This window comes from Microcoleus sp. bin48.metabat.b7b8b9.023, assembly GCF_013299185.1.
GTDB lineage: Bacteria > Cyanobacteriota > Cyanobacteriia > Cyanobacteriales > Microcoleaceae > Microcoleus.
The window spans coordinates 22,737-46,352 of the sequence record NZ_JAAFKG010000012.1 but is presented as its reverse complement, the minus strand read 5'-3'; the positions used below and the strand labels follow the sequence as shown (position 1 = coordinate 46,352).

Sequence of the window (23,616 nt, the reverse complement as noted above, 5' to 3'; positions counted from 1 at the left end):
CATCCCGGGGGGAGGAGCGATCGCTTCTTCCTCCTTTTTTACGCTTCAGCTACGTAAATATACTTACCTACTAAGCCAATTGGCCTAGACTCTTTAGACATATTGCTGATGTGGTGGCTTCTAATAACGAATATTATTCTTGTGAAGTAAGCAAAACTTAACTACATACATGAGTATGAAAAACTACGCCAATGTGCGGTGGTTCTAGAAAATTGAGCGGTATAAATTTTATATTTACAAAATAAAATTCTCACAGTGTCATGTTCTACGGGCGATCGCACACCCTGTGTAAAGTTTTGCAACTAAATGTCAAGACTCCGGGGCAGTGCTCATAGATACATAGCGACCGAAAGTGAAGCGAGTTTAACGACTTTCTAAACTTTGGCTCTTCAGTTGAATTTGCGTGCATTTGTAAACGCGAGACAAAAGCAAACACCACCCAGAAAAAAAGGAAAAAATACGATATCATGGCTACAAATTTTAACCCCAATCGTGTAATAGTCAAACTGAAGCCCACCGCGAATTCAAGTGAAATTACCAGCTTGCAGGCAGAAATCGGAGTGACCAACGTCGCCAAAGCTTCACAACTTGGGATTGACATTTGGCAGATTCCTTCAGGAAAGGTTGAACAAACAATATCCGCTTATAAGAACGATCCTCGCATTGAATACATAGAGCCGGATTATATTATCACCCTTGAAGATATCCAAAAAACCAGTCCTGCTCAAGAAAAATTAGCAACAATTACACCCCAAGCCACAACTCCCAATGACCCAGGCTATTCCCAATTATGGGGACTAAACAACACAGGTCAAAGTGGGGGAACAGCCGATGCAGACATCGACGCCCCGGAAGCCTGGGATATTCAAAAAGGAAACCCCAACTTAGTTATCGGCGTTATTGATACGGGAGTTGATTACAACCACCCCGATTTAGTGGGCAATATCTGGACAAATCCAGGGGAAATCGCCGGAGATGGCATCGATAACGACAATAACGGATATATAGATGACACTCGCGGCTGGGACTTTGCCTATAACGACAATAACCCGATGGATGTGCAGGGACACGGTACCCATGTTTCGGGAACCATTGCCGGAAAAGGCAACAACAGTGTTGGTGTGACCGGCGTTGCCTGGAATGCCAAGATTATGCCACTTAAGTTTTTAAATGATAGTGGTTCGGGCGATACATCCAATGCAATTCTCGCCATTAACTATGCAACGGCGAAGGGAGTCAAACTTACTAACAACTCTTGGGGAGGCGGGGGCTATAGTCAAGCCCTATCCGATGCCATCAATACTGCCGGACAACAGGGAGCTTTATTTATTGCAGCAGCGGGTAATAGTGCACAGAATACCGACATAACGCCTGCTTATCCTGCCAGCTACAACCTATCTAATATTATCTCTGTTGCCTCAACCACCCGCACCGATGGACTCTCCTATTTCTCCAACTATGGAGCCACCACTGTAGATTTAGGAGCGCCTGGATCTGATATTTATAGCACCACACCCGGAGGAAATTATGCCACTTATTCTGGGACATCAATGGCATCTCCCCATGTCACCGGGGCGGCGGCTTTGCTATGGTCTCAAAATCCCACTTGGACAGCACAGCAAGTTAAAGACAAGCTGCTGCAAACAACCGATCCTATCTCCGCTTTGAATGGTAAGACTGTTTCAGGAGGTAGGTTGAACATTAACAATGCTTTGGCGGCATCTACCCCAGCACCATCGAATGATAACTTTGCTAACCGGATTCTGCTAAGTGGCGTACCTGCGAGTAGAACAGGCTCAAATACTGGAGCAACCTCAGAAGTAGGTGAACCCAGCCAACATGGGACAATAAACTCGGTATGGTGGTCTTGGACTGCACCCAGTAGCGGAACTTTTGTTGTAGACACAAAGGGCAGTAATTTTGATACTTACTTGTCCATTTTTACAGGCTCGGCGGTTAATAACCTCAATTGGATTGCCTCTAATGATGATGGGGGAGGAAATTTCACTAGCCTGATCGACTTGAATGCTACAGCCGGAACCACCTATCAAATTGCTGTTGATGGTTATACCAGTAATACCGGTTCGATTCAACTTAATATCGCTACAACTGGTGATACAACCGCACCGACAGCGAGCAGTTTCATTCCCGCTGATAATGCCACAGGAGTTGCCGTTGGTGCTAACTTAGTTGTCAATTTCAGCGAAGCTATCCAAAAAGGCACTGGCAATCTGGTCATCAAGAAACTGTCTGATAATTCGGTTGTAGAAACCATCGCGGTAACGGCTGCTAATGTCACAGTTAGTGGTACTCAACTCACGATTAATCCCACAGCAGATTTAGGGCAAGGCACTGATTACTACGTGGAAATTGCCAACGGTGCAATTAAAGATATTGCTGGCAACAATTATGCTGGTATTACCGGAAATAGCACTTGGAATTTCACAACTGCCACCGCTGCCGATATCACCCCACCCACAGCTAGCAGTTTCAGCCCCGCCGATAATGCCACAGGAGTTGCCGTTGGCGCTAACTTAGTTGTCAATTTCAGCGAAGCTATCCAAAAAGGCACTGGCAATCTGGTCATCAAGAAACTGTCTGATAATTCGGTTGTAGAAACCATCGCGGCAACTGCTGCTAATGTCACAGTTAGTGGCTCTCAACTTACGATTAATCCCACAGCAGATTTAGGGCAAGGCACTGATTACTACGTGGAAATTGCCAGCGGTGCAATTAAAGATATTGCTGGCAACAATTATGCTGGTATTACTGGCAATAGCACCTGGAATTTCAAAACCGTCGGCGGGCTACTACAGACAATTACACCTGATTTTGATAGTGCTACCGCCGGAAATCAAACTACCAAAGGCTTCAGGCCAAATAACTCCGTTGGAGTCGATGTCAAATATTCGACATCCGATAACAACAGCACCCTAGCATCCTCCTTCGGATTTAAGCTGCACTACAACTCCTCACAACTCAACTTTGTCAATTTTACGAATCCGCTGTCATCTCCCGTAACGCCGACTATCGGTACGACCGAGACAGACACCGGGAACGAAGATAATGACCCCGCCACCGATAAAGTAATTAATGTGGCTTGGCTGAATTTCTCTGGTACGGCTTGGCCGAATACTCCTCTACCCGCTAACTTATACAAAGCTAACTTCACGGCATCATCCACTTACACAGGCACAAACATTAACTTTAGCAGTAATAACGCCTCCCCTGGATATAGCTTTTCACCCACATCCGCAGTCTTGACTCTGGCACCACCGGTCAGTTTAGATGCTGATGGTAATAATGCAGCCCAGGGAGCCAGCGACGGGGTTTTGATTGCACGCCATTTGTTTGGTTTTACTGGTACTACCCTCACGAATGGGGCGATTGGTACTGGTGCTACTCGCACTACTGCTACAGACATACAAACTTACCTAGAAAATGGTCGGACGACGATGCTAGATGCCGATGGCAACGGTACTGCACAGGGAGCCACGGACGGGGTTTTGATTGCTCGATATCTGTTTGGTTTTACTGGTACTACCCTAACTAATGGAGTCATTGGTACTGGTGCTACTCGCACTACTGCGACTCAGATTCAGCAATTCTTAAGCTCCTATCTGCCCACAGCCCCTGCATCTAGTAATAGCGTAATTACTAATAGTGGCGCTACCCAAAATATTACCGCGATCGCCACCACTCAGAATGTAGCTCCGGGTAGTTCCGTTGCAATTGATGCCAGGTATTCTACATCGGATAACAACAGCACCCTGGCATCCTCCTTCGGATTTAAACTGCACTACGACTCTTCTAAGCTTAATTTTGTCAATTTTGCGAATCCAGGGGTATTGTCAACTCCCGTAGCACCTACTATCGGTACTCCAGAAACAGACACCCTGGATGAAGATAACGACGCCTCCACTGATAAAGTGATTAATGTGGCTTGGCTGAATTTCTCTGGTGCAGCTTGGCCAAACGTGGCTTCACCGACCACCCTATACAAAGCCAACTTCACCGCGTTACCTACTTTTACTACAGGTAATGCCAAGGTCAACTTTAGTAGTAAAAATACTTCTCCTGGTTATACCTTCCAAGGAACAGGAACAGTTATTACTGCCGATACAACCGCACCGACAGCCAGCAGTTTCACTCCCGTCGATAATGCCACAGGAGTTGCCGTTGGTGCTAACTTAGTTGTCAATTTCAGCGAAGCCATCCAAAAAGGCACTGGCAATCTGGTCATCAAGAAACTGTCTGATAATTCAGTTGTAGAAACCATCGCGGCAACTGCTGCTAATGTCACAGTTAGCGGTACTCAAATCACGATTAATCCCACAGCAGATTTAGGGCAAGGCACTGATTACTACGTGGAAATTGCCAACGGTGCAATTAAAGATATTGCTGGCAACAATTATGCTGGTATTACCGGAAATAGCACTTGGAATTTCAACGATTAATCCCACAGCAGATTTAGGGCAAGGCACTGATTACTACGTGGAAATTGCCAACGGTGCAATTAAAGATATTGCTGGCAACAATTATGCTGGTATTACCGGAAATAGCACTTGGAATTTCAAAACTGTTGCACCAGCCGATACCATCGCACCCACAGCCAGCAGTTTCACTCCCGTCGATAATGCCACAGGCGTTGCCGTTGGTGCTAACTTAGTTGTCAACTTCAGCGAAGCCATTAAAAAAGGCACTGGCAATCTTGTTATCAAGAAACTGTCTGATAATTCAGTTGTAGAAACCATCGCGGTAACTGCTGCTAATGTCACAGTTAGTGGTACTCAACTCACGATTAACCCCACAGCAGATTTAGGGCAAGGCACTGATTATTACGTGGAAATTGCCAGCGGTGCAATTAAAGATATTGCTGGCAACAATTATGCTGGCATTACCGGAAATAGCACTTGGAATTTCAAAACTCAGGGAACCGCGGCTATTAATGGCACTGCTGGCGCTGATAACTTAACCGGAACTGCCAATGCAGATATCATCAATGGATTAGCCGGCAACGATACCCTCAACGGGGGTGCAGGAAACGACATTTTGGATGGTGGCAATGATAACGATCGTTTAGATGGAGGGCTCGGAAACGACCAACTTAAAGGCGGATTGGGGAACGATATTTATGTTGTCGATAGTGTCGGAGATATCGTCACTGAACTTGCAGCTCAAGGAACCGACTTGGTGCAATCTTCTGTCACCTACACCTTACCGGCAGAAGTGGAAAACCTTACCTTAACTGGCACTACGGCGATTAACGGCACGGGCAACGGCTTAGGCAACACTATTGCAGGTAACGCGGCCAATAATACGCTCAACGGGGGGGCCGGTCAAGATACTCTAACGGGTGGTACGGGTGCGGATACCTTCCTCTTCCAGTTTGGACAATCCCCTGTATCCGGGAGCGATCGCATTACCGATTTGGCGATCGGCAGTGATAAAATCGACTTGCTGACTCAAGGTGGAGCAGCTATGAATGCCCCCAGTAGCTTTAGCCGTGCTGCTAACAGCGCTGCTACTACCTTAGAAAATGTTGTAACTCAAGTGTTTACTGATGCTAATGGAGCATTAGCCGGAAACCAAGCTCTCGGAATTAATAGCGCTGCTTTAGTTGTAGTCACAACGGCTTCGATCGCCGGTACTTACCTTGTGATTAATGATGGTACTGCTGGTTTTCAGGCTGGTAACGATTTAGTTATCAACTTAACCGGATATACCGGGACGTTACCCGCTTTGGGCAGTATTCCCGTCACCAATTTCTTTATCTAACAATAACCTGAAGGATTGGCGCTGCATTTATAAGTACGATCTGTCAATCCAAACGGGAAAAAGTAGCTAAGAAATCCGGTTTTGATAAAGTCCGACAGGGAATTAATTTCCTGTCGGACTTTATTTGTATAGCTATTCTGACTGTTGAGGGTGCGGAATATGGCAGACAAAGGCGATCGTCCTTTCTCAGCTAGATTCAGAAGGGCGATCGCCCATAATTCATCAAACTATCGATCGCCCTTCTTGCATCCGCGTTAATCAGCGTCTATCTGCGGTCAAAAAAGAACGATCGCCCTTTCTAACAATCCAAAAGGGCGATCGCCATCTCTTAAATTTACTCCTATTGAGTCTCCAACAAAGCTCATTCATCCACTAAATTCCAGAAATCCTCCGACTTCAATCCTCCCTCTTCTTTCAAACTTTGCCGAGATTTATCCAAAATTTGATTGAATTTTGGATTGTTAGCCAACAAGAAACGCTCTAGAGCTTCGGGATCTCTAATTAAAGTCATTGCCGCTACTGGTTGACCGTTTTCAGTAATTAAAATTGGCTCTCCGCGATCGGCATTCAAGTAATCAGCAAATTTTGCTATAATTTCAGCTAAAGAAACTATTTTCATGATTCAGTCTGCTCTGTTCCTATGAATAACTGATTGCCAACTTTTACCCCAATTCCCAAGATATAAACCTCATAGGTATCAAGGTTAGTCTCGTAAAACACCCGGAACCGATTACTCGGCCCAAATCGTAACTCCCAAGTAGCACCTAGTTCAGAAGGTTCCAGTAAAGGTTTGCGGTTGCGCGTTTCTACCTCTGGTTCGTAGCTTAACTGCTCTTCTATTGTACTGCGGATTAATGAATAATACTTGCGATCGATCGCTGCGAGATGCTGGAATACTGGCCGTGTAAAGATAATTTCAAACTTCTGCTGAGGTGTCATGCTTAGTTAAGGTCATGATCATTCATATTAGACCAAAAGGGCGATCGTCATTCATAAAATGAATGATCGCCCTTCTTACCTCAGCGTTAATCCGCGTTAATCTGCGGTCAAAAAAGATCGATCGCCCTTTCTAATAATTCAGAATGGCGATCTCTTTTTCTAAATTATGATATAATTACCGATCAGTTACAGCTAGACTTGCCCACTTCTTTTGATATAAAGGAGTAAAGCCCGTGAAAATAGAAGAATTACTGCAAAGAAAAGGAATTATTCACCGCGATCCAGAAATTATGAGCGGTGTCCCCGTATTTGTCGGAACTCGCGTTCCCTTAAAAACTTTTTTCGATTACCTAGAAGGTGAAAGCGGTTTCACAGAATTTATTAATGATTTTCCTTACCTAGAAAGTCAAGCAATTAAAGTGCTAGAAAATCTCACTAAGATGATGCTCTCGCTAGAAAGTGATTCAAATGCTTATATTGCTTGATGAAAATCTTTTGAGTCAAAAACTCAAGCAGCCTTTCTTAGACGAGGGTCATTCAATCAGCAATGTTTATGATATGGGGTGGAGAGGGCTAAAAGACAGGGAAATTCTGGATCGATCGGAGAATCATCCTTTTGATGTTTTTATCACGGCTGATAAAAATCTTCCCTATCAACAAAATTTAGCAAATCGTGCTATTACAATTGTGGTGTTAGATTCTAGCAGTACGAGACCCGACCATCTTGTACCTTTAATGAGACAAGTTAGCACTATGATATCGTCGCTGCCAGCAGGTTCCGCAGTTCGCATTAATGATGCTGGGGATGTTGTTTCCATTAGTCCTTGATCGATCGCCCTTCTGACATCCCCGTTAATCTGCGTCCATCTGCGGTTAAAAAAGATCGATCGCCCTTTCTAACAATTCAGAAGGGCGATCGCTCAATTATTACCTATAATTCCAATCAATCCCTCTTTCAAAGACTGGATATCTACATCTTGAAGCCTTCCCAGTTTTTTGATAATCAGTTGCACCTCAATTGTCGTAATAACAGGCTTAATCATAGACGCTTTTAGAAGCCCAGCCCCTCGCCAATCTGCGATCGTGATATCACCGACTTTCGGGCTACTGCTAACTTGACTCGTTATACCCATCAGAATGCGATCGGGATATTCTACATTATAAACGTCAGAACTAATCACAACTGCTGGACGTTTTTTATTTGTAGTTTGATCGGTAAAAGGAAACGGAACTAAAACCACATCACCAAAATTATAACTCGTCATATTCCGCATCCTCTGGGTTATCCCAAATTTTAGCAAAAGCTGCTTCTGAGAGTTTAGTCGCTGTATAAACGAGAAGACGAGCTTCACTTCGCGTTAATAGGAAGTCGATAAAATCTTCTAATACCGTGATTTTATCTGGCGGTAAACTGCGGATTTTTTCCATCAGCTTTGTTTCAGGATTTTGGGCGACACTCATGTTATTTTTCACTTTTTTAATGACAACATAGCATATACTTTAAGGTAAGTAGCTAATTCAATCAACTCGCGGATAACTTGCGGACGTTTTTGGAACGAGGTCATTTTTATTCCTGCAACCCCTGATTCTGGGAAATGCGCGATCGCACAGCTTGACGAATCTCCATCCAATTTTCCTCCGTCATCGCCGTAGGATTTCCAGATTCCAAACCCTCTAATAACATCGCTTCCAAACGTTCTGAAGCTTTGCGTTTTTGGTCTTGGCGAATTAACTCGCGGAAATACTCGCTAGCTGTACTGTAACCACCTTGGGCTACCTGTTCTTCTATATAAGTTCGCATAGAGTCAGGCAGAGAAATATTCATGCTTGTCACGGGTATTACTTACCTCATTTAACTCGTTATCTTAATTATGGCAGATTTTGCCATTTTTTGTCAATTCTTACAGCCAGTAATCTTTTAATAATAAAATGAAAAAAGGATCTGGCCATTTCAAAAATGCAATATACTCACCCATAAACTATGAAAAAAATTATCATCGGTATCATGGGCCCAGGCGAAAGTGCCACATCAACTGACTTAGAAAATGCCTATCAACTCGGACAACTCATCGCCGAAGCTGGATGGATATTGCTAACTGGTGGCAGAAATGTCGGCGTCATGGAGGCGGCCAACAAAGGAGCAAAAGCTGGTAACGGTTTAACAGTCGGTATCCTTCCGGGAAACGATACTCGCGGCATTTCTGAAGCAGTTGATATTGCCATTGTCACCGATATGGGAAATGCCAGAAATAACATTAACATTCTTTCTTCAGATGTCATAATTGCCTGCGGTATGGGCACGGGTACTGCTTCGGAAATTGCCCTCGCCCTCAAAGCTCACAAGCAAGTTATCTTGTTAAATGAGAACGCCGAAAGTCAACTTTTCTTTAAAAGCTTAGGCAATTTTAACATTTTTGTGGTAAACAATGCTGTAGAGGCTATGAATCAAGCTCGCAAAATCCTAGCAAATCCCAGATGAAATCCCAGATGAGACTAAGCAAATTTAACTTTTGTGCGATCGCAATTTTCCTAACTTTGGGCATTTTCGGCAGTACCAAAGCAGACGGAGGAATTGCACAGTTCAGTTTCAGCAACAAATCTACTCAAACTTTAGCACAAACCCTCCCTCCTCCTCCGCCTCCTGCTCCTGCCAAATTACCTGTCATCGAACAAGAAGGCCCGCCGATTACTAGCGAATCCGTGCCGGATCAAATAGCTTTAGCAGCCCATTTGCAGACTATCAAAGCTAGAATGTTCGGTGCTTACTGGTGTCCGCACTGTCACACGCAACAAGAACTTTTCGGCTTACCAGCATTTACCGCGATTACTTACATTGAGTGCGATCCCAGAGGTAAAGATGCTCAACCAGATTTGTGTAAGGCAGCTAATATTAAAGCTTATCCCACTTGGGAAATTCGCGGTAAATATTACACCGGTAGGCTATCTTTGGAAAAACTTGCTATTCTATCCGGTTATAAAGGCAGTAGCAATTTTAGGCCACAAGTTCCCTCTCCTTAAATATATCTAAATTAGTTTGCGATCGCACTCGCTCACTAAAAAACCGGGTTTTTGAACTGATAGTTGTAAGGTGCTCTTTGGCGCACCCTATTCGATCGCAAATTATCTCATTTTCCATAGAATGAACGCAATCATATTGGTTTGTAGTAAGGACTTTAGTCCTAGTTATGGATGCGGACTAAAGTCCTCACTACAAACCTGATGCGGACTAAAGTCCTCACTACAAACCTGATGCGGACTAAAGTCCTCACTACAAACCTGATGCGGACTAAAGTCCTCACTACAAACCTGATGCGGACTAAAGTCCTCACTACAAACCTATTTTAGGATTAATCTTTACTCAGAAAAGTAGTCTGCAACTATTTTCAAAATTCTAGAGGAGGCTAAACCGTCGCCAAAGGGATTGATTGCCATTGCCATCGCGTCGTAAGCTTTAGAATCACTCAGCAATTCTGCGGCTTCTGCTGTAATTGTATCAGAATTTGTACCGACAAGTTTAGCAGTGCCTGCGGAAACTGCTTCTGGCCTTTCTGTGGTTTCTCGCAATACTAAAACAGGCTTGCCCAAACTCGGTGCTTCTTCTTGCAATCCGCCTGAATCTGTCAAGATTAAATGACTTCTCTGCATCGCTCCTACTAATTCTGCGTAATCTAATGGTTCTGTTAAAAAGATTCTCGAATGGTCGCCTAAAAGTGCTTTTAATGGTTCCCTCACTGTGGGATTTCGGTGTAGTGGTAAGAGCAAGGCTGTGTCGGGAAATTTATCTAAAATTTGGATGAATGCCCGCGCAATTCCTGCTAATGGTTTGCCCCAATTTTCGCGGCGGTGGACTGTTGCTAAAATGGTGCGATGTTGGCTCCAATCTAAGTTGGGAATGTTGCATTCGGGTTCGCGTTTGGCGACTGATAGCAAGGCGTCGATTACTGTGTTGCCTGTACGGTGAATTTCTCCCAAAACGCCCGATCGCACTAAATTCTCCGCAGCCAGCGCTGTTGGGGCAAAATGCAGCCGTGTGAGCTGCGAAATCAACCGCCGGTTAGCTTCTTCGGGATAGGGATTGAACATATCGTCAGTCCGCAATCCGGCTTCTACGTGACCTACTGGTATTTTTTGGTAGAATGCAGCCAAGGCTGCGGCAAAGGCTGTCGTTGTGTCGCCCTGTACTAAGACGATGTCGGGCTGCAACTCTTTAAACAACGCTTCCAAACCATGCAAACTCCGGGAAGTGATATCCGTCAAGCTTTGCTGGTGCTGCATAATTGCTAAATCTCGATCGGCTTTTAGGTCGAACATTTGCATCACTTGCTCGACCATTTCTCGGTGCTGACCGGTTAAAATTACTTGGGTGTCAAAGTTGGGCGATTTTTTGAACAGTTGAATTACTGGGGCTAGTTTGATTGCTTCGGGGCGCGTTCCTAGAACGATGCAAATGCGGTGAATGGTTTTGGGCATGGTAAAATTGGGTAGTTTAGATTGGTGAGGCTCTTACAGGCTGAAGATTTTATGGCAGGTTTGAATCGTTGGTTGACAATATTTATTTTTTTATGAACCGCAGAGGCCACAGAGGGCGCAGAGGGAGAAAGGAGAAAGAAAAAGTGTATTTTTTGGGGGAGTTATATTGTTTCAGTTGGTACATTTTTATTTTTTAAGTGGTTATGCCTTATCGTTACATTTTATTTTACAAACCTTACGATGTTTTAACTCAATTCACTGATAATTCAGGGGAAGCTAAGCGCAGAACCCTGAAAGATTATATTCCGATTCCTGATGTTTATGCGGTCGGGAGGCTCGATCGCGATAGTGAAGGTTTGCTACTGTTAACCGATGACGGACAAATGCAGCACCGCCTCAGCGATCCAAAATTCGCTCATCCCCGCACTTACTTGGTGCAGGTGGAAGGGATTCCTGATGCAGGCGCGATCGCCCGTTTAGAAACTGGTGTCACAATTCAAGATTATCGGACTCGATCGGCAAAAGTGCAATTATTGTCCGCAGAACCTCAATTACCGCCCCGCGAACCCCCGATTCGATTTCGCAAACACATTCCCACAGCTTGGCTGGAAATGACTCTTACAGAAGGGCGCAACCGCCAAGTGCGCCGGATGACGGCAGCAGTGGGGTTTCCGACGCTGCGGCTGGTGAGAAGTGCGATCGGGCATTTGCGTCTAGAAGGGCTCAAACCCGGTGAATGGCGCGAAATAACTCCAACAGAAATCAAACTATTGTGAACTAACCTGACGGTCAACGGAGTACCGTTAGACCGCAGGCTTCTTTTTCCTTTTTTGCAAAGGCTTTTTTGAGTGACGGAGTTCCCCCGCCACTTTCGCAACTCAGACCAATCTTCTTGATAAGTTTAGCTGAGTTTTCATCCCGAGCCAAAAATTCTCCGCACTGACAAGAATGCCACCGCTCCGATAATTCTTTTGGAACTTTGTTGAGACAGTTCCAACAATGTTGAGAAGTTCCCTTTGGGTCAACAAACAAAACGTTTTTACCTAATTTCCAGGCGACATATTTCAGGACGCTAGCGAATTGCCCATGAGCAGCATCAAGCATGGATTTATTCAAACCACTTTTGGCTGACTGACCGTTCGGCAAATAAACCAAATTACCATTTTCAACATCAGCCTTGGGCTTGGCACGTCTAGTGAGATTTTTGACGCTCAAGTCTTCAACAACTAAAACATCACACTTGCTGAATAGCTCATGTGCCGTTTTAAATTGAAAATCTAATCTAGCTCTAGCTACAAACTGATGGAGCTTGGAAATCTTGTCCTTGATGATTCTCCAAGGCTTAAAACCCTTAACTTTATTCGCTAACTTCGCTTGAAGTCTTGCTAACTTCTGAGCCGATTTTCTCAATAATCTAGGATTTTCAATCCTTTCAACCTTGGAAAGGTAAACGTAATTAGTAATTCCCAGGTCGATACCCACGGTATTTTCTTCGGTCGGTTGAATTGCTGCAACCGTTATGGGGACTCTCTTATCTTCTAGCGTCAGGGAAATGTACCACCCATCCGCTTTTCTGATGACTGTACCCGTCTTGACCTTGAATCCTGTTGGTATTGGTCGGTGGAAAACCATAGGTACTTGACCTATTTTAGCAAGGCTAATACAAATCCTATCTTGCTCATCCTTGATGATATCTAAGTTGTCTAATTGAGGATAAGTGAAGGACTTGTAGTAGTGGAATCCCTTGAATTTGGGCTTGCCTCTACGATTGCCGTTTTTGTCGGGCGTGGTAAAGTTTGAAAAAGCAGTTTCAACTCTGTTGACGACATCTTGCAAAACCTGTGAATCCAACGCTTTGTAGTCGGAAAACAGTTTTTTAGTGTTTTTCAAGTCAGCAAGTTGTATTGCCTGCCACTGTACATATCCGCCTTCAATGTTCGAGAAAACATCACCTTTTTTTGTCAAAGGATTTCCTGATTCATCCTTCTTCCTGCCATCTCTAGTCTGCACTCTGGTTAAAGGAATACTTCTGTAAATCTCCTCAAGAGGGACTATTGAAACAACTAATGGACAGGAATTAATGGGCGTTCTCGTAGATTCCCACCATCTGAATCTTTCGCCGAGTCGGTAGTTATATTGTCGGCGACAGAGTTCTAAGTGAGCCACAATCGTCATTAGTTGGGCTTTGGTGGGTTTAAGGCGGTATTTGTAAGTGAGTTGCATTTTTAACTTGTTTTTTTTCGACCTACCTTAATGTACCATTTCTTTTGATTTAATGTTGAGAAAGTACATCAAAATTAAAGGTACTCGCAATGTCTAATTGTCGGCTTCCGTTCCTCCATTCGACGAGCCTTTCATCAAGCGCGGTAATTCCCGACGGGGTACTGAGCGCAGCAATTGAGATTTATCCCCTCTGAATATACCCTTAGACTTCCCGGCTGGTAGTTAAAATTTGCACAGAACAGCATCAGGAGCGTGCATCGCGCACCCTAATTTCTCGGAGGTAAAATAAAACTTTCCTTTCCATCCCGATCTTTTTGCACCCGAGCTCCCAACTTGACAAGAGCTTGTTTTGCTCTTTGACGAACCAACTTATCAGTTGTTTGATAATAAACCGTACTCCAAGCATTAAACCGCACCGGCACGCTATCTGGATCTCGGCGCAAAAACTCAGCAGTTGCTCGAAAAACAGGCGCCAATTTTGACTCATTCGGGGTTTTTTCCACCCAATCAGCAGCCATTTCGTGAGAGCGAATTGACTCGGGAATGTCTCCCAACAGCAGTAACTCATCAATACCTTTGGTTCGCCACACTATCCACGCTTGGGGATGAATTTGCGGCGACAAGGCGTTAGTACCCCGCTCGATGAACTTAACAGCAGTTTCAGGTTTTCCTTGATAAAAAGAAACGGCTGTGGAGAGAAATAGGTAGATGTCAGCCCACCTGGGGTCGCGCTGGGTAACTATGTCAAAATAATCTTGGCTGAGATTGTAGCCGGTCACATTTCGGGCTTCGTCATCGCCAAAATACTGCAAAAATTTGAGAAATGTCCAATCTGCAATTAAATTGTCAAACCCAAAACTAGGGAGATTTTTGAGCATTTTCAGCCGCAGGGCTTCTTGCTGGGCTTCTTGCTGGGCGGCTTGCTTGAAACTAGCAGCAGATATTGCAGAGAGTGGCTTTTGCTCCTCAACGCCAACTGAGGTCATTCCGCCTAATTGCCCGATCGACTGCATGGTAATGACTCCAGCCAGCGCTGCTGCACCGATAACTCCATTAACGAGCAGGCTCAACCACTTACGGGAAAAATTTTCGATTTTAGTTTCCATGAGACATTAAAATCCAAGTTTTAAATTAAGTTTATTAAAATACAGTAATGATTGGTTGGCGATCGACTGTAAAGCTGGTTAAACTGTCAAAAGGGATGCTATGGCCTCCACAACATAGTTTAAGTGGTAGTTTGAGATTTTTTAGCAATTTTAAATCTCCAATCAAAAATCAAAAATCGAATTGAGCCAAAATTCAATGAATCAAGCCCGCAGACGCTTTTCTAAGTTACAGGCAGCCCTGTTCACTGGGGCGATGGCGACAACCGCTTCGATATCTTTACTCGTTCCCAGTCTGAGTCAGTCAGTCCGCGCCGAACTTCAAGATAGCCCCAAAGCTGTCTTAGACGAAGCTTGGCAAATTGTGAACCGAGATTATGTCGATCCAACCTTTAACAAGACTGACTGGCAAGTCACCCGCCAAGAATTGCTCAGCAAAAATTATACTTCTCGCGAAGCGGCCTACACTGCCCTCCGCAATGCCCTAGAGAAATTAAAAGACCCCTACACGCGCTTCATGGATCCGAAACAGTACGAAGCGCTGAAGAGTCAAATCTCTGGTGAACTGACAGGGGTGGGGATGAGGCTCGAAGAAGACGAGAAAACGAAAGCGATCACGGTAGTTGAGCCGATGGAAAATTCCCCAGCCATGAAGGCGGGGATTCAAGCTGGCGATAGGATTTTGGTGATTGATGGCAAACTTACCAAAGGTATGACTGTCGCGGATGCGGCTCAGGTAATTCGGGGCGCCGAAGGCACGAAAGTCACCCTGCGGATTGCTCGTCAGGGCAAAAGCGAGTTTGATATTACTCTGACTAGGGCGAAAATTGAGGTAGCAGCGGTTCGCTACAGTCTCAAGAAGGAAGCTGACAAGAATGTCGGTTATATCCGCTTGCAAGAGTTTAGCTCCCACGCGGGCGAACAAATGCAGCGGGCGATTAAAAACCTCTCGGAGCAGAAAGCTGACGCTTTTGTGTTGGATTTGCGGGGTAATCCCGGCGGGTTGCTGTCGGTGAGCATTGATATCGCGCAGATGTGGATGGATTCTGGGGCGATCGTCCGTACAGTCTATCGTGCGGGAGATTCTCAGGAAATGCGGGCCAACCGCACTGCAATCACTAACAAGCCTTTGGTGGTGCTGGTAGACAACAACTCGGCCAGCGCCAGCGAGATTTTGGCCGGTGCGCTGAAGGACAACAAGCGGGCCACTGTGATGGGCGGCCAAACTTTTGGCAAAGCTTTGGTGCAGTCTACGCATCCTTTGTCTGACGGTTCGGGATTGGCGGTGACGATCGCTCACTACTATACCCCCAACGGTACGGATATCAGCCACAAGGGCGTTACTCCCGATGTCAAGGTGGAAGTTAGCGACGAACAAAAACTGAAATTAGCTAATAAACCGACGTTGGTTGCGACGAAGGACGATCCTTGCTACGCGCAGGCGATCGCACTTTTGAAAACTACCGCTGCGTCAACTCGCCCTACTGGTAATGAAGCTCTTGTTCCTAAAAAGTAGTTGAAACCGTCAGACAATAACAATCAGCTTTAAGATGAAACCCGCACCAGCGGGTTTTGTTTTGTCAAGAATTGATTGCATCAATTAATCGCAGCAAGATTGGTTCGTAGTGCGGACTTCAGTCCGCTATACGGCTGCGGACTGAAGTCCGCACTACGAACGGTTTTTGTTATGCTAATTGACAGGAATTGATATTATTGCAGCAAGATTGGTTCGTAGTGAGGACTTCAGTCCGCTATGCAGCAAGATTGGTTCGTAGTGAGGACTTCAGTCCGCTATGCAGCAAGATTGGTTCGTAGTGCGGACTTCAGTCCGCAGCCTAAGGAATGAAAAATAAATAAGGTGGCTAAGGTCGGAATAGTTTAGCTAGAATCAAGGCTTCTGGGATTTAATTGTACAAGTTATTTCTTTTAATTCCTAAGAGCGGACTGAAGTCCGCACTACGAACGGTTTTTTTTATGCTAATTGACAGGACACGATCTTATTGGCTCGTGCTGTGTTGCATCTAATATCTACGATTGACTGGCGCTATCAAACAAAGTTAAAAGTCCTAAATCCTGGCCCGGACGCGGCAATGCCGTTTTCCTAATTTTCAGAATTGATAGAATTAAGACGCCGGATAAACTCTAAGGGCAAACCATCGGTATCGGCAATAAAAGCTACTTCATAAACATTTTGCCCGATCGCCTGTTGAGTCGGTTCTAATAAAACTTTCAAAGCTTGAAACTGGTTTGGTTGTTCAGAGGCTGCTTCCTCAAACCGCTGTTTGAGAGACTCCAACCAACTCGGCAAATCAGTTGTCGCCTCAGTTAAATCGAAAGATAAATGATAATATCCAACATAATGCTCGTCACCGAAAGCATCCGGTGCGGGTTTTGGTTCGGGGATTTGGATTAGTTCGATGCGTCCGTTGAGACCTTCCATCCAGCAGGCTAGGGTGTAACCTGTGGTAAAGCGATCGCTCACAGTAAATCCCAACTGTTCGTAAAAGGCGATCGCCCGATGAATGTTAGCAGTGCGAATAGAGGCGTGGTGCATTTGGCAGTTGACAGTTGACAGTTGACAGTTGACAGTTGATAGTTGGCAGTTGACAGTTGATAGTTGGCAGTTGATAGTTGACAGTTGATAGTTGACAGTTGATAGTTGTCAATTTTTACCTACTACTAATCAACTAATGACTAATAACTAATAACGTTACCTCTTCGGGGACAGCACTAATGACCGATGCCCGATGCCCAATGCCCGATGCCCGATGACCGATGACTATTCAAACAACCGAAAATAGGGATATCTAATTGGAACTCCCGGTTCTTTTTCCAAATCAAAATTAATCACTTCCCAACAAGGTTCCTCTTCAGGATCGGGGCTAAAATCCACAGGTAAACCGTACAGTCGGGGGCGTGGCGAGTCCGGCTGGCCCCGCCAAGGGGTGCTGCGTTCCAAATAAGCGCTGATTAAGTCTCGATAACGTTGGGCAACAATGACGCGAGTTGCTCGGTACCCTTGAGTATAAAGTCGATCGAGCGCTTCGTGAATTTCAAACCGAATTCCGTCAGGGTGAGTGTGCTGGCGATACCATTCATCCTCCCAGCGGCGCCAGTGTCGCCCAGACTGAAGGTGAACGAGTTCCCCCGTTTTTGGATCTGCCTCAAATGCCCCGTGACGCGGACACAAATAGGTATCCGTGAGTGTTAAAGCCGGAATTGTTTGGCGACAGTGGGGACACTGAATTTCCGGGCCAAACATCGGGTATTGCAAGGCAACTTCAATCATTTATGGCGTCCCAACATATTTATCTGCAAAAGTGGCAAATAGTCTTATTATATCCCGTATCAACAACCAGCTAATCTGCTAGAAGTATCACGATCGACCAAAAAGATGAGCAATCTCAACGAACCTCTGCCTGCACTTCCTGCCTATTGGCCTGCACCGGATCTCTCCCAAGCTGCTTTTGTAGCGAAAGGCGCTGTTGTCATCGGCAGGGTAGAGGTGGCTGCGGGCGCGAGTATCTGGTACGGGGCAGTGGTGCGGGGGGATGTAGAACGAATTGCGATCGGCAAAAGTACCAATATCCAAGATGGAGCAATTCTACACGGCGATCCGGGGAAACCGACTGTTTTAGAAGATTTCGTGACAGTCGGACACCGAGCGGTGATTCATTCAGCTTACATTGAACGGGGCTGTTTGATCGGGATTGGGGCGATCGTCCTGGACGGAGTGAGAGTGGGTACAGGCGCGATCGTCGGTGCAGGGGCGGTTGTCACGAAGGACGTTCCCCCTCACACGCTGGTTGCGGGAGTGCCTGCCAAGCGGCTGCGAGACTTGTCTGAAGAAGAATCTGCGGAGTTGGTGGAACACGCCAAGCGTTACGAAAAGTTGGCTTTGGTGCACGCGGGAAAAGGTTCTGATTTGGGATTTGCTGAGGTGAATGAATGAGATTTTCAACATTCATGTCAACTTAAAACTGAAACCCTCTGTCTCTCTCGTTTTTATCGAAGTCTAGATCCCCCTAAATCCCCCTTAAGAAGGGGGACTTTGAGAATATTTCTTGTCCCCCCCTTATTAAGGGGGGCTAGGGGGGATCTCCGGGTTAGTTTTATTCGAGAAGAATGCTAAACTATTGTAATTAAAATCAAGCAAAAAAGTATTGATTTATAATGACTTACACCGCGCAAAAAATCCTCACCTTTGAAACATTTGTCGATCGATACTGTAACAACCCCCGCTACGAACTTGCTGACGGAGAATTAGTTGACAGGTCACCCACAGGCCCCCACGAAACCGTCAGCGGCAAATTGGTAGCTCAAATAGTAATTGCGATCGCAGCAGAAAAACTACCTTGGTTTATTCCCCGGACTTGTTTAATCCGTCCATTTTCCGACGCAGCTACTGCCCGCCGTCCCGATATTGTAGTGTTAGATGAAGCCGCCCTTGTCAGCGAACCCCTCTGGGAAAGAGAACCTGTAATCACGCTCGGGCGAACCATTAAATTGGCAGTAGAAGTCGTCAGCACTAACTGGGAAACAGATTATGCTCGAAAAGTTGAAGAATACGCTCTTTTAGGAATTCCAGAATATTGGATAGTTGATTATCGTGGATTAGGAGGCGTGGCTTTTATCGGTAAACCAAAACAACCTACTATCACCGTTTGTCAACTGATTGACCAAGATTATGTTCAGCAACAGTTTCGCCTAGGTGAACCAGTTATTTCTCCTCTGTTAAAAAGCTTGCAACTTCGCTTAGATGATATTCTGCCCCGATAAAGTGGGGTGTCAAACTATATATAGGATTGACGTGCGGGTATTCAGAAACCGGGTTTTTTCGATAAAACTTCGTCACAACACGCAGAAACTCATAAAAACCCGGTTTCTTTGGTATGAGTGGGTAAGTCCTGGGAATGAATATGTCTTTGGGAATATGATAAACTGGAAAACATCCGGCTGAGGCTGTCGGATGAGTGAAAGTAAAAAGCATTAATCACATTTTACGGAGTCAGGCTTAAATGACCGTACTTACATCAGAAGAAATTGCACAATATCGCTCTCAATTAGCCGATTATCCAGATGCTCTAGCTGCGCTTGACGAAGTAGAAGCTTGCGATAACAGTTTAGAAGATGCAGCAGAAGTGTTAGCACTTGAGTCTGGAGACACAAAATCCACTCTGGCAAAGTCAGGCCAAAGTTATTTAGACGAGTTAACCGAGAAAGCGCGGGAAGTTATCTGTAGCAAATACACAGGTGATGTACTGGAATTATTCAAGGATTTGAGAGATTTTATGCCGTTTCCTGGTAATTTAGCAACGTTAGTTGCTATCAACGTGACTAAAATAGCTGTTGATAAGTTTTGCGAGTCGTCTGAGTCTGAAGCTTAGATTCCTGTAGCTGTGAAGGCTGCCCAATCGGAAGGGTGAGCAAAAGGATATGCTTGAGATAGGCGATATGTTATTGATGCCTCAGCTTTCCTACGCTCTACTTTTGGTAGTTTACTAAGGATTTCATCAATTAGAGGCTTGTATTGAACCAGGCGTTTTTTAAATTCGTCAACAGTTAAATCTCGCAGCCGCTTCTGTGATAGATTGAGGGCGATCGCAATATCTCCCTCTTCTAACTGTTTATATTTTCTGAGGTTTTCATAAAACTCAATCATCAGAAAAGCAGCAGACAGTTGATCTACCTCCCAAAGGGTACTGACGACGCTGGGACTACCTGCAAACAGGAAACCACTTGGCAAACCGATATACTCATCGCTGATGCTGTTAAAATCTGTCATCCCAGTTTCACAAGCCGAGAGGATAACTAGGCGACATTGATTTAAGTCTAGAGCAAAGATTTCTCCCAGCGTCAGGTGTCCATCCGCCAAAATTAGAGCTGATTTTTCAAAGTTAAATGTAGCATGACCGAAGAAGTGGAAGCAATGGGCAGAGCGTAGTTTTTCTGATTGAATGAGGTTAGCTTTGATTGCTTGCTCTCCAGGGAGAACATAGTCATTAGGCTGAAAATAAGGACGGATAGCTTCAACTCCCAAATCGACATAGGGACGGTCTTTAGTAGGATTTTGGATGGCAAACAGGTGGGTAAAGTCGGGGCGTTTTCGTTTCTGTGCTTGTAATAATAGCTGACAACTGGGTGCATAGCTGACACCTTTGGGGAATTTGTCGCATAAGAATTCACCATCGGCTAAAGGGAGTGCGTGGAGGGGAAATAGATGCAAAGCGCGATGGGGAATGAGGATGAGGCGTAAACACTTTTTAATCTCCTCACGATCTATAATCTCCTCAATATGTAGGATATCAGCCAAATTTTTGAGGCTAGAAGCTAGGCTCTTTCCCCAATCTTCTTTGTCGCCATAATATTTTTTTAGATACTCATTCCCCCAATCTTCTAAAACTTGCAAGCTCTCAGCGGAAGTCTTTAAAGTAAGCCGTTGGATAGAACTACTAGTAATAACAAATGTTTCTAATCCTATATTGGTAATGTACCACTCTATAATGGCTGTATTATTATCTAACGTTGCTTGAAATTCTCTAAACTTGAAGCCATAACCAACTGGCATATATTTATCTTGTAATTCATTTTTATGCTGTCGTAATTGTTTCAGATGTTGCGTTACGTCTCTATAATTTTCTGCTTTACCCCTTTGGATTTTATATTGGTAGTAAGAGATTTCATCTCGCAGTTTTTCTAATGAAATGACTACTTTTTCGGGAAATAGGCTTTTGAGGTCACGGGTGAGGATATTTTCTGTCAAGTTACGAGTTTTGCTCCGTTCAGCGTATTCAATCGCGGTAGTTACTTTGCCCAAAGCAAGACAAATCTCTACCATATTCAGATATATGCGATGCCATTCTTCAGCTAGTTTCTGTTTGGTCTCATTCCCTGAAATGATTTCCTCTCGGAGAGATTCTACAGTATCAATGGCAGCGTAAAAAACATCATAGGCATCTTGGAATTTTTGAGCTTGTTTATAAGCAAAACCTAAGCCAAATGAAGTAGCGATGTAGCCTTGAGGAAAATCTTCACGGGTGCGGACTTCTCGTGCATCTTGATAGTATCTAATTGCTGCTTCTAAATTTTTAGATCTGTCCCCTCTAATGCGCTTGATGTAAGCTATGCCAAGATTATCTTGGAGCATTGCCCAGTCCACACGAAACTTTTCACGGGAGGATACTGATAGTGCATTCTGATAGAATTTGATAGCTGCTTCTAAATTTTTAGCTTTATCCCCTTCGATCCGATCGCCATAGACATTCCCAAGATTATTTTGGGTATTTGCCCACTCCACAGGAAAAGCTCGACGCTTGTAAACTATTAGGGCAGCCCGATAACACGCGATCGCGTCTTCTAAGCTTGTGGATTTATCTGCTAGGATACGGTGTCTGTAGGTTGTACCAAGATTATTTTGCGTCATTGCCCAATCTTGGGGTGAGTGTTGTGGACTGTAGACATCTAGCGCATAACCATAGCATTTTATTGCTTCTTCTATATTCGTGGCTTTATCCTCTCTGATTCGTACAGTATAGGCTGTACCAAGATTATTATTAATCCTTGCCCACTCTATACGTGAGCTTTTATGGGTATAGGCTGTTAATGCACGCTTATATGAGGTGATCGCTTCTTCCAAATTCTCGGCTCTATCTCCCAGAATGCGATCGCTATAGGCTGCAGCAAGATTGCTTTGTAAAGTTGCCCATTGTAGAGGAAAGTTTTCAAAAGTACGAACTTCTAATGCTGCACAATAGCACTCAATTGAAAGTTCTAAATTATCAGCTTTATCCCCTTCAATCCGATTAGTATAGGCCAAACCAAGATTATTTTGAGTAGCTGCCCAGTCTACCTTATAATTCTCACGAGTACGAACTTCTAATGCTGCACGGTAACACTCAATTGAAAGTTCTAAATTATCAGCTTTATCCCCTTCGATCCGATTAGTGTAGGCTAAACCAAGATTATTTTGAGTAGCGGCCCAGTCTACCTCGTAATTGTCACGAGTGCGGACTTCCAGTGCTGCACGATAACACTCAATTGAAAGTTCTAAATTTTCGTATTTCTTTCCCTGGATGCGCTCACTGTAAGCTGTGCCAAGATTATTTTGAGTGGCCGACCAATCTACCTCGTAATTCTCACGAGTGCGGACTTCTAATGCTGCACGATAACAGGCAATCGCTAATTCCATATTGTCAGCTTTATCCCCTTCGATGCGTTCGCTATAGACAGCACCAAGATTGTTTTGGAGAGTTGCCCAATTCACAGGAAAAGCTTCACGGGTACGAACTTCTAGTGCCGCACAATAGCACTCAATTGAAAGTTCCAAATTTTCAGCTTTATCCTCCCTTATGCGGTATAGATAAGCTTTACCAAGATTATTTTGGAGAGTTGCCCACTGTAGACGAAAGGCTTCACGAGTAAAAACTGACAGTGATACTTTATAACCAACTATAGCAATTTCTAAATTATCTGCCTGGTTGCCTGAAGAAAAATTGCTCATCAGGTTACTGAATTCGCCAATATCTAACGCAATCCATTGTGTTTCGGCTGGCGCATGTGGTAGTCTTACCGTTGCCCAATTTTGCAAGACAGTAGCAAAGTTCTCATCAAGTTTATCTAAGTTTTTCCGCAGCAATGAGTACACTATTTGCCGATTGCCGTCGGTGTTGTGGATTTCCTGTAATACTTCCTCCAAGAAGTCACGTTGAGATTTTGGTGTTGGTGTTGATCTTCTCAATCCCAGTCCCTCCTCTAGCTGATAGGCAATATCGGTTAAAAAATTGGCAAAATTACTGTTTCCCCTCTGTTCAAGTTCCTCCGACTCTTGTAGCATTATCTGCGCCAACCCAGCATCGACCAACTCTAAGTTATTATTCAAAATCTCTTCTGCTTCCCCACTCTGACAATTGAGTAGCTGATTAATCAGATCCAGATAGGCTTCGCGGCGGCTTTCATTCATTTTCGGCGATATTCGGAGTAGTGATGTTACTTTCTTCATCAGCAATCCCACTGATTCCGGGCAGTCGGTACAGGTGGAATTAGATACTGGCACTAGGCATTCAAACACCTGACTTCGGGCAAAAGTCGAGTTTATCAGGAATCC

General features: G+C 44.5%; 23 protein-coding genes. 11 read left to right on the top strand and 12 right to left on the bottom strand.

Annotation, left to right across the window (positions count from 1 at the left end; genetic code table 11):
* Positions 1-467 precede the first annotated feature (467 nt).
* Complete coding sequence (locus QZW82_RS09610) at positions 468-4,457, top strand: S8 family serine peptidase (protein ID WP_293147440.1); 3,990 nt, start codon at positions 468-470, stop codon at positions 4,455-4,457.
* On the top strand, positions 4,384-5,778 hold the full coding sequence (locus tag QZW82_RS09605) for an Ig-like domain-containing protein (protein ID WP_293147438.1): 1,395 nt from the start codon (positions 4,384-4,386) through the stop codon (positions 5,776-5,778). Before QZW82_RS09610 ends, QZW82_RS09605 begins: the two co-directional genes overlap by 74 nt.
* A gap of 361 nt (positions 5,779-6,139) precedes the next feature.
* Here the strand turns inward: QZW82_RS09605 and QZW82_RS09600 are convergent, their stop codons facing one another.
* Together QZW82_RS09600 and QZW82_RS09595 are read right to left on the bottom strand one after the other, a co-directional pair.
* The gene (locus tag QZW82_RS09600; protein ID WP_293147436.1) at positions 6,140-6,397 is read right to left on the bottom strand and encodes a type II toxin-antitoxin system Phd/YefM family antitoxin; all 258 of its coding nucleotides are present in this window, start codon (positions 6,395-6,397) and stop codon (positions 6,140-6,142) included.
* Positions 6,394-6,717 carry an addiction module toxin RelE gene (locus QZW82_RS09595; RefSeq protein WP_293147434.1) on the bottom strand — a complete coding sequence of 108 codons (324 nt, stop codon included), beginning with the start codon at positions 6,715-6,717 and terminating at the stop codon, positions 6,394-6,396. The genes QZW82_RS09600 and QZW82_RS09595 overlap by 4 nt, the downstream gene beginning before the upstream one ends.
* Positions 6,718-6,950: 233 nt before the next feature.
* Between QZW82_RS09595 and QZW82_RS09590 the strand changes: the two genes are divergently transcribed.
* Positions 6,951-7,202, top strand: a complete 252-nt coding sequence (locus QZW82_RS09590) for a DUF433 domain-containing protein (protein WP_293147432.1) — start codon at positions 6,951-6,953, stop codon at positions 7,200-7,202.
* Positions 7,186-7,545, top strand: coding sequence for a DUF5615 family PIN-like protein (locus QZW82_RS09585; protein WP_293147430.1), 360 nt, complete (start codon positions 7,186-7,188; stop codon positions 7,543-7,545). Before QZW82_RS09590 ends, QZW82_RS09585 begins: the two co-directional genes overlap by 17 nt.
* Positions 7,546-7,637: 92 nt before the next feature.
* On the opposite strand, the gene QZW82_RS09580 is transcribed toward QZW82_RS09585, so the two are convergent.
* The 3 genes from QZW82_RS09580 to QZW82_RS09570 form a co-directional block, all read right to left on the bottom strand.
* On the bottom strand, positions 7,638-7,982 hold the full coding sequence (locus QZW82_RS09580; protein WP_293147429.1) for a type II toxin-antitoxin system PemK/MazF family toxin: 345 nt from the start codon (positions 7,980-7,982) through the stop codon (positions 7,638-7,640).
* On the bottom strand, positions 7,969-8,178 hold the full coding sequence (locus QZW82_RS09575) for a toxin-antitoxin system, antitoxin component, Xre family protein (protein WP_293147427.1): 210 nt from the start codon (positions 8,176-8,178) through the stop codon (positions 7,969-7,971). The genes QZW82_RS09580 and QZW82_RS09575 overlap by 14 nt, the downstream gene beginning before the upstream one ends.
* 106 nt (positions 8,179-8,284) lie before the next feature.
* Positions 8,285-8,542, bottom strand: coding sequence for a type II toxin-antitoxin system ParD family antitoxin (locus QZW82_RS09570; RefSeq protein WP_293147426.1), 258 nt, complete (start codon positions 8,540-8,542; stop codon positions 8,285-8,287).
* Positions 8,543-8,698: 156 nt separating this feature from the next.
* Between QZW82_RS09570 and QZW82_RS09565 the strand changes: the two genes are divergently transcribed.
* Both QZW82_RS09565 and QZW82_RS09560 read left to right on the top strand, forming a co-directional pair.
* The gene (locus tag QZW82_RS09565; protein ID WP_293147425.1) at positions 8,699-9,196 is read left to right on the top strand and encodes a TIGR00725 family protein; all 498 of its coding nucleotides are present in this window, start codon (positions 8,699-8,701) and stop codon (positions 9,194-9,196) included.
* 8 nt (positions 9,197-9,204) lie between these two features.
* Positions 9,205-9,735, top strand: coding sequence for a hypothetical protein (locus tag QZW82_RS09560; protein WP_293147423.1), 531 nt, complete (start codon positions 9,205-9,207; stop codon positions 9,733-9,735).
* 336 nt (positions 9,736-10,071) lie between these two features.
* Here QZW82_RS09560 and wecB read toward each other — a convergent pair whose 3' ends face one another.
* A complete protein-coding gene (gene wecB, locus QZW82_RS09555) occupies positions 10,072-11,187 on the bottom strand; it encodes a UDP-N-acetylglucosamine 2-epimerase (non-hydrolyzing) (protein ID WP_293147421.1) in 1,116 nt (371 codons plus the stop codon).
* Positions 11,188-11,390: 203 nt separating this feature from the next.
* Between wecB and QZW82_RS09550 the strand changes: the two genes are divergently transcribed.
* Positions 11,391-11,963 (top strand): pseudouridine synthase, encoded by a 573-nt coding sequence (locus QZW82_RS09550; RefSeq protein WP_293147419.1) that lies wholly within the window; start codon positions 11,391-11,393, stop codon positions 11,961-11,963.
* Between the two features lie 13 nt (positions 11,964-11,976).
* Here the strand turns inward: QZW82_RS09550 and QZW82_RS09545 are convergent, their stop codons facing one another.
* Both QZW82_RS09545 and QZW82_RS09540 read right to left on the bottom strand, forming a co-directional pair.
* Positions 11,977-13,410 (bottom strand): transposase, encoded by a 1,434-nt coding sequence (locus tag QZW82_RS09545; protein ID WP_293147418.1) that lies wholly within the window; start codon positions 13,408-13,410, stop codon positions 11,977-11,979.
* 266 nt (positions 13,411-13,676) lie between these two features.
* Complete coding sequence (locus QZW82_RS09540; RefSeq protein WP_293147416.1) at positions 13,677-14,516, bottom strand: hypothetical protein; 840 nt, start codon at positions 14,514-14,516, stop codon at positions 13,677-13,679.
* A 196-nt stretch (positions 14,517-14,712) separates the two neighbouring features.
* Here QZW82_RS09540 and ctpB point away from each other — a divergent pair, with 196 nt between their 5' ends.
* Positions 14,713-16,029: a carboxyl-terminal processing protease CtpB gene (ctpB, locus tag QZW82_RS09535; RefSeq protein ID WP_293147414.1), complete on the top strand. Its 1,317-nt coding sequence runs from the start codon at positions 14,713-14,715 to the stop codon at positions 16,027-16,029.
* A 585-nt stretch (positions 16,030-16,614) separates the two neighbouring features.
* Here ctpB and QZW82_RS09530 read toward each other — a convergent pair.
* The 3 genes from QZW82_RS09530 to QZW82_RS09520 all read right to left on the bottom strand — a co-directional run bounded on the left by QZW82_RS09530 (position 16,615) and on the right by QZW82_RS09520 (position 17,802).
* On the bottom strand, positions 16,615-17,067 hold the full coding sequence (locus tag QZW82_RS09530; protein ID WP_293147412.1) for a VOC family protein: 453 nt from the start codon (positions 17,065-17,067) through the stop codon (positions 16,615-16,617).
* Positions 17,039-17,179, bottom strand: coding sequence for a hypothetical protein (locus QZW82_RS09525; protein WP_293147410.1), 141 nt, complete (start codon positions 17,177-17,179; stop codon positions 17,039-17,041). The genes QZW82_RS09530 and QZW82_RS09525 overlap by 29 nt, the downstream gene beginning before the upstream one ends.
* 113 nt (positions 17,180-17,292) lie before the next feature.
* Positions 17,293-17,802, bottom strand: coding sequence for a TIGR02652 family protein (locus QZW82_RS09520; RefSeq protein ID WP_293147408.1), 510 nt, complete (start codon positions 17,800-17,802; stop codon positions 17,293-17,295).
* Positions 17,803-17,907: 105 nt separating this feature from the next.
* Here QZW82_RS09520 and QZW82_RS09515 point away from each other — a divergent pair, with 105 nt between their 5' ends.
* From QZW82_RS09515 to QZW82_RS09505, 3 genes are all read left to right on the top strand, one after another.
* A complete protein-coding gene (locus QZW82_RS09515; RefSeq protein ID WP_293147406.1) occupies positions 17,908-18,465 on the top strand; it encodes a gamma carbonic anhydrase family protein in 558 nt (185 codons plus the stop codon).
* A 221-nt stretch (positions 18,466-18,686) separates the two neighbouring features.
* Entirely contained in the window at positions 18,687-19,292 is a 606-nt protein-coding gene (locus QZW82_RS09510; protein ID WP_293147404.1) for a Uma2 family endonuclease, read from the top strand.
* A gap of 239 nt (positions 19,293-19,531) precedes the next feature.
* Positions 19,532-19,900: a hypothetical protein gene (locus QZW82_RS09505; RefSeq protein ID WP_293147402.1), complete on the top strand. Its 369-nt coding sequence runs from the start codon at positions 19,532-19,534 to the stop codon at positions 19,898-19,900.
* Here QZW82_RS09505 and QZW82_RS09500 read toward each other — a convergent pair.
* Positions 19,897-23,472, bottom strand: coding sequence for a CHAT domain-containing tetratricopeptide repeat protein (locus QZW82_RS09500; RefSeq protein WP_293147400.1), 3,576 nt, complete (start codon positions 23,470-23,472; stop codon positions 19,897-19,899). The genes QZW82_RS09505 and QZW82_RS09500 overlap by 4 nt on opposite strands.
* Positions 23,473-23,616: the final 144 nt, after the last annotated feature.